The sequence below is a fragment of the Kineococcus esterisolvens genome (assembly GCF_050871405.1).
Taxonomy (GTDB): domain Bacteria; phylum Actinomycetota; class Actinomycetes; order Actinomycetales; family Kineococcaceae; genus Kineococcus.
In genome coordinates this window covers 23,201-29,810 of record NZ_JBJLRI010000052.1, presented here as the reverse complement: position 1 = coordinate 29,810, position 6,610 = coordinate 23,201, and the positions used below count along the sequence as shown (strand labels likewise).

At 77.4% G+C, this 6,610-nt stretch carries 6 protein-coding genes; 5 read left to right on the top strand and 1 reads right to left on the bottom strand.

Annotation, left to right across the window (positions count from 1 at the left end; translation table 11 throughout):
• Positions 1–155: 155 nt before the first annotated feature.
• Positions 156–587, bottom strand: a complete 432-nt coding sequence (locus tag ACRYR8_RS15340) for an STAS domain-containing protein (RefSeq protein WP_432485393.1) — start codon at positions 585–587, stop codon at positions 156–158.
• A gap of 168 nt (positions 588–755) precedes the next feature.
• On the opposite strand from ACRYR8_RS15340, the gene ACRYR8_RS15335 reads away from it, so the two are divergent.
• The 5 genes from ACRYR8_RS15335 (at position 756) to ACRYR8_RS15315 (ending at position 6,582) form a co-directional block, all read left to right on the top strand.
• On the top strand, positions 756–3,173 hold the full coding sequence (locus ACRYR8_RS15335) for an ATP-binding SpoIIE family protein phosphatase (protein WP_432485391.1): 2,418 nt from the start codon (positions 756–758) through the stop codon (positions 3,171–3,173).
• A 37-nt stretch (positions 3,174–3,210) separates the two neighbouring features.
• Complete coding sequence (locus ACRYR8_RS15330; RefSeq protein WP_432485389.1) at positions 3,211–3,627, top strand: DUF3151 domain-containing protein; 417 nt, start codon at positions 3,211–3,213, stop codon at positions 3,625–3,627.
• Between the two features lie 65 nt (positions 3,628–3,692).
• Positions 3,693–4,709 carry an NAD(P)/FAD-dependent oxidoreductase gene (locus tag ACRYR8_RS15325; protein WP_432485397.1) on the top strand — a complete coding sequence of 339 codons (1,017 nt, stop codon included), beginning with the start codon at positions 3,693–3,695 and terminating at the stop codon, positions 4,707–4,709.
• A 131-nt stretch (positions 4,710–4,840) separates the two neighbouring features.
• Complete coding sequence (locus ACRYR8_RS15320; RefSeq protein ID WP_432485387.1) at positions 4,841–6,127, top strand: adenylosuccinate synthase; 1,287 nt, start codon at positions 4,841–4,843, stop codon at positions 6,125–6,127.
• Positions 6,124–6,582 (top strand): GNAT family N-acetyltransferase, encoded by a 459-nt coding sequence (locus tag ACRYR8_RS15315; RefSeq protein WP_432485385.1) that lies wholly within the window; start codon positions 6,124–6,126, stop codon positions 6,580–6,582. Before ACRYR8_RS15320 ends, ACRYR8_RS15315 begins: the two co-directional genes overlap by 4 nt.
• The last annotated feature ends 28 nt before the right edge of the window (positions 6,583–6,610 follow it).

Sequence of the window (6,610 nt, the reverse complement as noted above, 5' to 3'; positions counted from 1 at the left end):
CCGGGCCCCGCGGGGCCCGGGCCGCCGTCGTGCCCGGTCCTCGCGGGGTGGTGGCAGCGGCCGAGGTGCGCGGACGGCGCGCCCGGGCCAGTGCCGCGGTCAGCGGTGCGCGGAGAGCCCGGCGGCCGGCACCCCCGACCGCCCGGGCGGGACGCTCAGGCCGGCTCCGGCCCGTCGTCGTAGGCGTCGGCGGCCGGGACGCTGTCGACGCCCGGGCGCGGCTCCTCGTCGACCACGTCGAGCAGCTGGACGATGTTCGTCGTCTCGATGAGGAACTTCACCACCGCCGGCGGGCGGATCAGCGTGACGCGGCGCGCGCGGGACCGGGAGGCCAGCCGGGCCAGGAAGGCCAGGCCGGTGGAGTCCATGAAGGTCACGTGGTGCGCGTCGACCTGGAGGGGGCGACCGGACGACAGGGCGTCCTCGGCCGCCTCGAGCAGGTCGGGGCCGAGCTCGGCGTCGATCTCGCCGGTCAGCACCACGCGCGTGGCCCGCGGCTCGTAGAGCACGTGCACCGACCCGGGGTCGACCGAGCGGACCTCGGGCACGCGGGACGTCTCGCCCGGGGGTGTCGCGTCGTTCGTCATCGTCCCTCCGCAATACCGCGCTCATCGCCGTGCCCGGGTGGCTGCAGGCAGCGGGTGACCGGCGCGGCTCGTCGCCGCACAGTAGGTCACGACGGCACCGCTGCGCGACGTGCACCCGCTCGGCGCAGCGGCTGCACCTTCGGCGCGCGGCCCGTCGAGGCCGCCTGCATGCTATCGACCGAGGTCGAGGTCGCCGTCGCGCACCTGCGACGCACCCAGCCCACTCGAGGAGCCCCCCGGATGCCCGGCAGTCGACCGCAGCCCCTGCCGCTGCGCGAGGTGCCCGCCGCGGTGCTCCTGCTGGACCTGCCCGCCGGGGTGGCCGCGGCGGACGCCGGGGCGGCGCGACTGGCCGCGGGCGACGAGCCGGGAGCCGTGCCCGGGGACCTGCCGGCGTTCTGCCGCTCCGCGGGGCTGCCCGTCTCCGTCGCGCACCGCGCCCGGACGGGACGGGTGCCCGGGGAGCTGGTCGCCGGCCGGTGGTGGCTGACCGTGGCGCCCGTGGCGGCCGGGCGCGCGCTGCTGTCCCTGCACGAGGTCGGGGACGTGCCCGAGGGGGGCCCCACGGGGACGGCGGGCGGTCCGGCCGACGTGGTCGCCGTCGTCGCCGGTGCCGCCCTCACGGCCGTGCCGGCCGGGGGCGCGGCGGAGGGCGTCGTGCAGTGGGTGGGCACCGGCTGGACGCGGGTGACCGGGGTGCCCGCGCCCGACGTGGTGGGCCGCGGGTGCACGGGGCTGCTGCTGTCGGGGGACGAGGGCGCACGCGCCCACCTGCGCGACGCGGCGCGCTCCGGTGAGCCCGCACGGGCCACCGTGCTCGCCGAGCGCGCCGACGGCAGCCGGTTCCTGCACCGCGTGCGCGCCACGCCCCTGCGCGACGCGACCGGCGCGGTGCGCCACGTCGTGACCTGGCACACCGACGTCACCGCCCCCGAGCCGGCCCCGGCGCCGGACCTCAGCGCGCTGGACGCCCTCGGCCCGGCCCCGACCCGCGAGGCGGTGGTCACGGGACTGGGGGCCACGGTGCGGGCGCTGACCGGGCCGGTGGTCTCCGCGGCCCTGGTCGCGCTCGTCGACGAGCCGGCCGGCCGGTCGGCGGGCGCCGAGGTGGAGGTCGTCGCGGCGGCCGGCGAGCCGTTCGAGGGGCTGCTCGGCAGGGTGTGGCGGCGCGCGGGCGGCGAGCGCGCCGACGACCCCCTGCTGCGCCGCCCCGGGCCGGGCGGCCCGGTGCCGCTGCCGCCGGGCGACGGGGACGCCGGCACCGCCTCGGGGTGGCTGGCGCGGCTGACGCGCGCGGCCGGGCCGGGGGTCGTGGCGCTCCCGCTGCCCGGGCACGGGCACGTCCTGGGCTGGTTGATCGTCCTTCCGGGTGAGACCGGCCCGGAGGGCGGGAACGGCGCCGTCCTGCGCGCCGCGGCCCGCCGCGCGGGACTGGTGGTGGAGAACGCGAGACTGCACGCACGGGAGCACGAGTTGTCAGAGACGCTGCAGCGCAGCATGTTGCCGGAAGACACCGCGGTGGAGGGGCTCGACGTCTGGGCGTTCTACGCCCCGAACGCCGACCACGCCCAGGTGGGGGGCGACTGGTACGACGTGCTGCAGGCGCCCGACGGCAGCGCCGGCGTCGTCATCGGCGACGTCGTGGGCCACGACGTGGAGGCCGTGGCCGCCATGGGGCAGATGCGCTCCGTGGTGCGCTCGGCCGCGCAGGAGCTCGACGACCCCGGCAGCGTCCTGATGCGCGTGGACCAGCTCGCCGCGGGCGTGAGCATCCCCCGCATGGCCAGCCTGGTGTACGCCTCGCTGCAGCGCCTCGACGACGGCGGCTGGGAGGTCGCCTGGAGCAGCGCCGGGCACCTGCCGCCGCTGCTGCGGCGCGCCGACGCCGGCGACGGGCCCGTCGTGGACGTCCTCAGCGACGCCACCGGCACCCTCGTGGGCCTGGGCGAGCGCCCCCGCCCCACCCGGGAGCGTGCGCTGCGCCCCGGGGACGTGCTGGTCTTCTACACCGACGGGCTCATCGAGGCCCGCCACCGGCCGATGCGCGACGGGATGGAGGTCCTCGTGGAGCTGCTCGCCGGCAGCCGGGCGCGCGACGCCGCCGGGATCGGCGAGGAGCTGCTGCAGGGCCTGGGGGAGTCCTCCGAGGACGACACCGCGATCGTCGTGGTGCGGGTGCCGGAGGAGTCCGAGGAGCCGGCGCAGCGGGTGGCGGACACGCCCCGGCGGCGCCGCTGGCAGCTGCCCTCGGAGCCGTCGTCGGTGGGCAAGGCGCGCCACGCCACGCTGCGCGCCTGCGCCGTGTGGGGTCTGGCCGTCGGCCCGCAGGCGGAGATCGTCGTGTCCGAGCTGGTCGCCAACGCCGTCCTGCACGGCTGGGGCCCCGTGGGGCTGCGGCTGTTCGACCTGCCCGGCGCCCTGCGCCTGGAGGTGGAGGACGACAGCCCCGAGCACCCCCGCGTCGTGGACGCCCGCCCCGACGGCGCCGGCGGGCACGGGATGCGGGTGGTCGCCACGCTGGGCCGCTGGGGCGTCACCCCCACCCGGCGGGGCAAGATCGTCTGGGTGGAGATCCCCACCTCCTGACCGCGGCCCCGGCCGCACCCCTGCGAGAGGAGCACCCGTGAGCACCGGCACGAACCTGCTGGGCGGGCCGCCGCCCACCCACCTGCCCGAGCACCCGGAGGTCGACGCCGAGGTGGCGGGCGGCGCCGACCCCGCGGAGGTCGCCGCGGCGCACCCGGCGGCCTCGCTGCCGTGGGCGCTGCTGGCCGAGCGCGCCCTGGACGACGGGCAGCCCGTGAGCGCCTACGCCTTCGCCCGCACCGGCTACCACCGCGGGCTGGACGCGCTGCGGCGCGCCGGCTGGCGCGGGCACGGCCCGGTGCCGTGGTCGCACGGGCCGAACCGCGGCTTCCTGCGCGCGCTCGCCGCGCTGCAGCGGGCGGCGGAGGCGATCGGGGAGACCCCCGAGGCGACGCGCTGCCGGGACTTCCTGCGCGACTGCGACCCGCAGGCCCCCGCCGAGCTCCTGCCGTGAGCACGGCGGCGCGCCCCGCCCCGGACGACGCCCCGGACGGTGCCCGGGACGGGGCTCCCGTCGTCGTGGTCGGGGCCGGCGTCGCCGGTGCCGCCTGCGCCCGGGTCCTCGTCGACGCCGGCGTGCCGGTGCAGCTGGTGGACCGGGGCCGCCGGCCCGGCGGCCGGATGAGCGGCCGCCGGGTGGAGACGTCCGAGGGCGTGCGCGTCGTCGACCTCGGCGCGTCCTACTTCACGGTCTCCGGGGACGGCTCCGGGGAGGGCTTCGCCGCGCAGGTCGCCGACTGGGAGGCGCGCGGGCTCGCGCACCGCTGGACGGACACCTTCGCGGTGCTCGGGGGCCGCGCCGCCGACGGCACCCGCCCGGGGCGGCGCACCTCCAGCGGCCCCTGGCGCTGGGGCGCCCCCGCCGGGCTGCGCAGCCTCGTGGACGACCTGCTCACCCCGCCGGGGCGCGTCCCCGTGCCGCTGCGGACGTCCACCGACGTGGAGGCCGTCGGGGCCGGGCCGCAGGGCCCGTCCGTGGACGGCCGGCGCGCCGCCGCCGTGGTGCTGGCGATGCCCGACCCGCAGGCGGCGGACCTCGTGCCGCGCACGGTGGCCACCCGTCTGGACCTGTCGCCGCGCTGGAAGCACCGGCCCTGCATCGCGGTGTGCGCGGCGTGGCCGCAGCGCTGGTGGCCGGACTTCCACGGCGCGTTCGTGAACGACGACGACCTGCTCGTCTTCCTGGCCGACGACGGCGCCCGCCGCGGGGACGGCGCCCCGGTGCTCGTCGCGCACGCCGCGCCGGAGTTCTCCGCCGAGCACCTCGACGACCCGGACGCCGCGGTGGCGCCCGTGGTGGCCGAGCTGGGCCCGCTGCTGACCGGCGGTCCCACCCCGGCGCCGTCGTGGAGCCGGGCGCACCGCTGGTCGCTGGCCCAGCCGCTCGAGCAGCACGAGGACGCGCCGTTCGGTCTCGACGAGCGGACCCGCATCGCGGTGTGCGGGGACGCCTGGGGCCGCACCTCCAAGGTCGAGACGGCGTGGGCGTCGGGCACCGCGCTCGGCCGGGAGCTGAGCGGGCGGCTCGCCGGCTGACCCGGCCCGCGCTCGGGGACCGGCCCCGCCGGGGCCGGTAAGCTCTTCGCGGTCTGCGCCGACCTCCGCCGGAGGTTCGTGGGGGCCTCGTGCACGCAGGACCGCGCAACCTTCAGGAAGCAGGGGATGTCATGCCCGCGATCGTGCTCATCGGCGCCCAGTGGGGGGACGAGGGCAAGGGCAAGGCCACCGACGCGCTCGGTGCCCGTGTCGACCACGTCGTGAAGTTCAACGGCGGCAACAACGCCGGCCACACGGTCGTGGTGGGGGACGAGAAGTACGCCCTGCACCTGCTGCCCTCCGGGATCCTCACCCCCGGCGTGACGCCCGTCATCGGCAACGGCGTCGTGGTGGACCCCGGTGTGCTGTTCGAGGAGATCGACGCCCTCACGGCCCGCGGCGTGGACTGCTCGAAGCTGATCGTGTCCGCTTCCGCGCACGTCATCGCGCCCTACCACCGCTCGCTGGACCAGGTCACCGAGCGCTTCCTCGGCAAGCGCAAGATCGGCACCACCGGTCGCGGCATCGGGCCCACCTACGCCGACAAGATCAACCGCGTCGGCGTGCGGGTGCAGGACCTCTTCGACGAAAGCATCCTGCGGCAGAAGGTCGAGGGCGCCCTCGACCAGAAGAACCACCTGCTGGTGAAGGTCTACAACCGCCGCGCCGTGTCGGTGGACGAGACCGTCGAGACGCTGCTGTCGTACGCCGAGCGGCTGCGCCCCATGGTCCGCGACGTCAGCCTGGAGCTGTCGCGCGCCCTGGACCGCGGCGAGATCGTCCTGTTCGAGGGCGGTCAGGCGACGATGCTCGACATCGACCACGGCACCTACCCGTTCGTGACGTCCTCCAACGCCACCGCGGCCGGCGCGTGCACCGGCACCGGCGTCCCGCCGAACCGGATCGACCGCATCATCGCCGTCGTCAAGGCGTACACGACCCGCGTGGGCGAGGGCCCCTTCCCCACCGAGCTGCTCGACGCGGACGGCGAGAAGCTGCGCCGCGACGGCGGCGAGTACGGCACCACCACCGGCCGCCCCCGCCGCACCGGCTGGTACGACGCGCTCGTGGCCCGCTACACCGCGCGGATCAACGGCGTGACCGACTTCGTGCTCACCAAGCTGGACACCCTCAGCGGCTGGGAGCGCATCCCGGTGTGCGTCGCGTACGACGTCGACGGCGAGCGCTTCGACGAGATCCCGATGTCGCAGACCGACTTCCACCACGCGAAGCCCGTGTACGAGTACTTCGACGGCTGGAGCGAGGACATCTCCGGCGCCCGCTCGATGAACGACCTGCCGAAGAACGCGCAGCGCTACGTCGAGGCGCTGGAGGAGCTGTCCGGCTCCCGCATCTCCGCGGTCGGCGTCGGCCCCGACCGCGAGCAGACCGTCGTGCGGCACGACCTGCTCGGGTGAGCGCCGGAGGCCCGCCCGTGTACGAGGCGGCGCTGGACGACGTGCCGCCCCGCGTCCTGTACGAGCTGCTGAAGCTGCGCGTCGACGTGTTCGTCGTGGAGCAGGAGTGCGCCTACCCCGAGCTCGACGGGCGCGACGGGGAACCGGGCGCGCTGCTGTTGTGGGCGCAGGACCCCGCGGGCCGGGTCGCCGGCACGGTGCGGCTGCTGCGCGAGGCCGACGGCACCGCCCGCATCGGCCGGGTCGCCACCGCCCGCGAGGCCCGCGGGCAGGGCGTGGCGGCCGGCCTGGTGCACCGCGCGCTGGAGCTGGCCGGGGACGTCGAGGTCGTGCTGGGCGCCCAGGCGCACCTGGAGCACTGGTACGGCCGGTTCGGGTTCGCGGTGGACGGCCCCGCCTACGACGAGGACGGCATCGCGCACGTGCCGATGCGGCGGGTGGCGCCGGGGGCCTGACCCGGCCGTGCGGGCGCCCGGGTCGTGC

Bases quoted from the DNA above. Each gene is read 5' to 3' on its own strand.
- ACRYR8_RS15340 (WP_432485393.1), bottom strand. From the start codon at position 587: ATGACGAACGACGCGACACCCCCGGGCGAGACGTCCCGCGTGCCCGAG.
- ACRYR8_RS15335 (WP_432485391.1), top strand. From the start codon at position 756: ATGCTATCGACCGAGGTCGAGGTCGCCGTCGCGCACCTGCGACGCACC.
- ACRYR8_RS15320 (WP_432485387.1), top strand. From the start codon at position 4,841: ATGCCCGCGATCGTGCTCATCGGCGCCCAGTGGGGGGACGAGGGCAAG.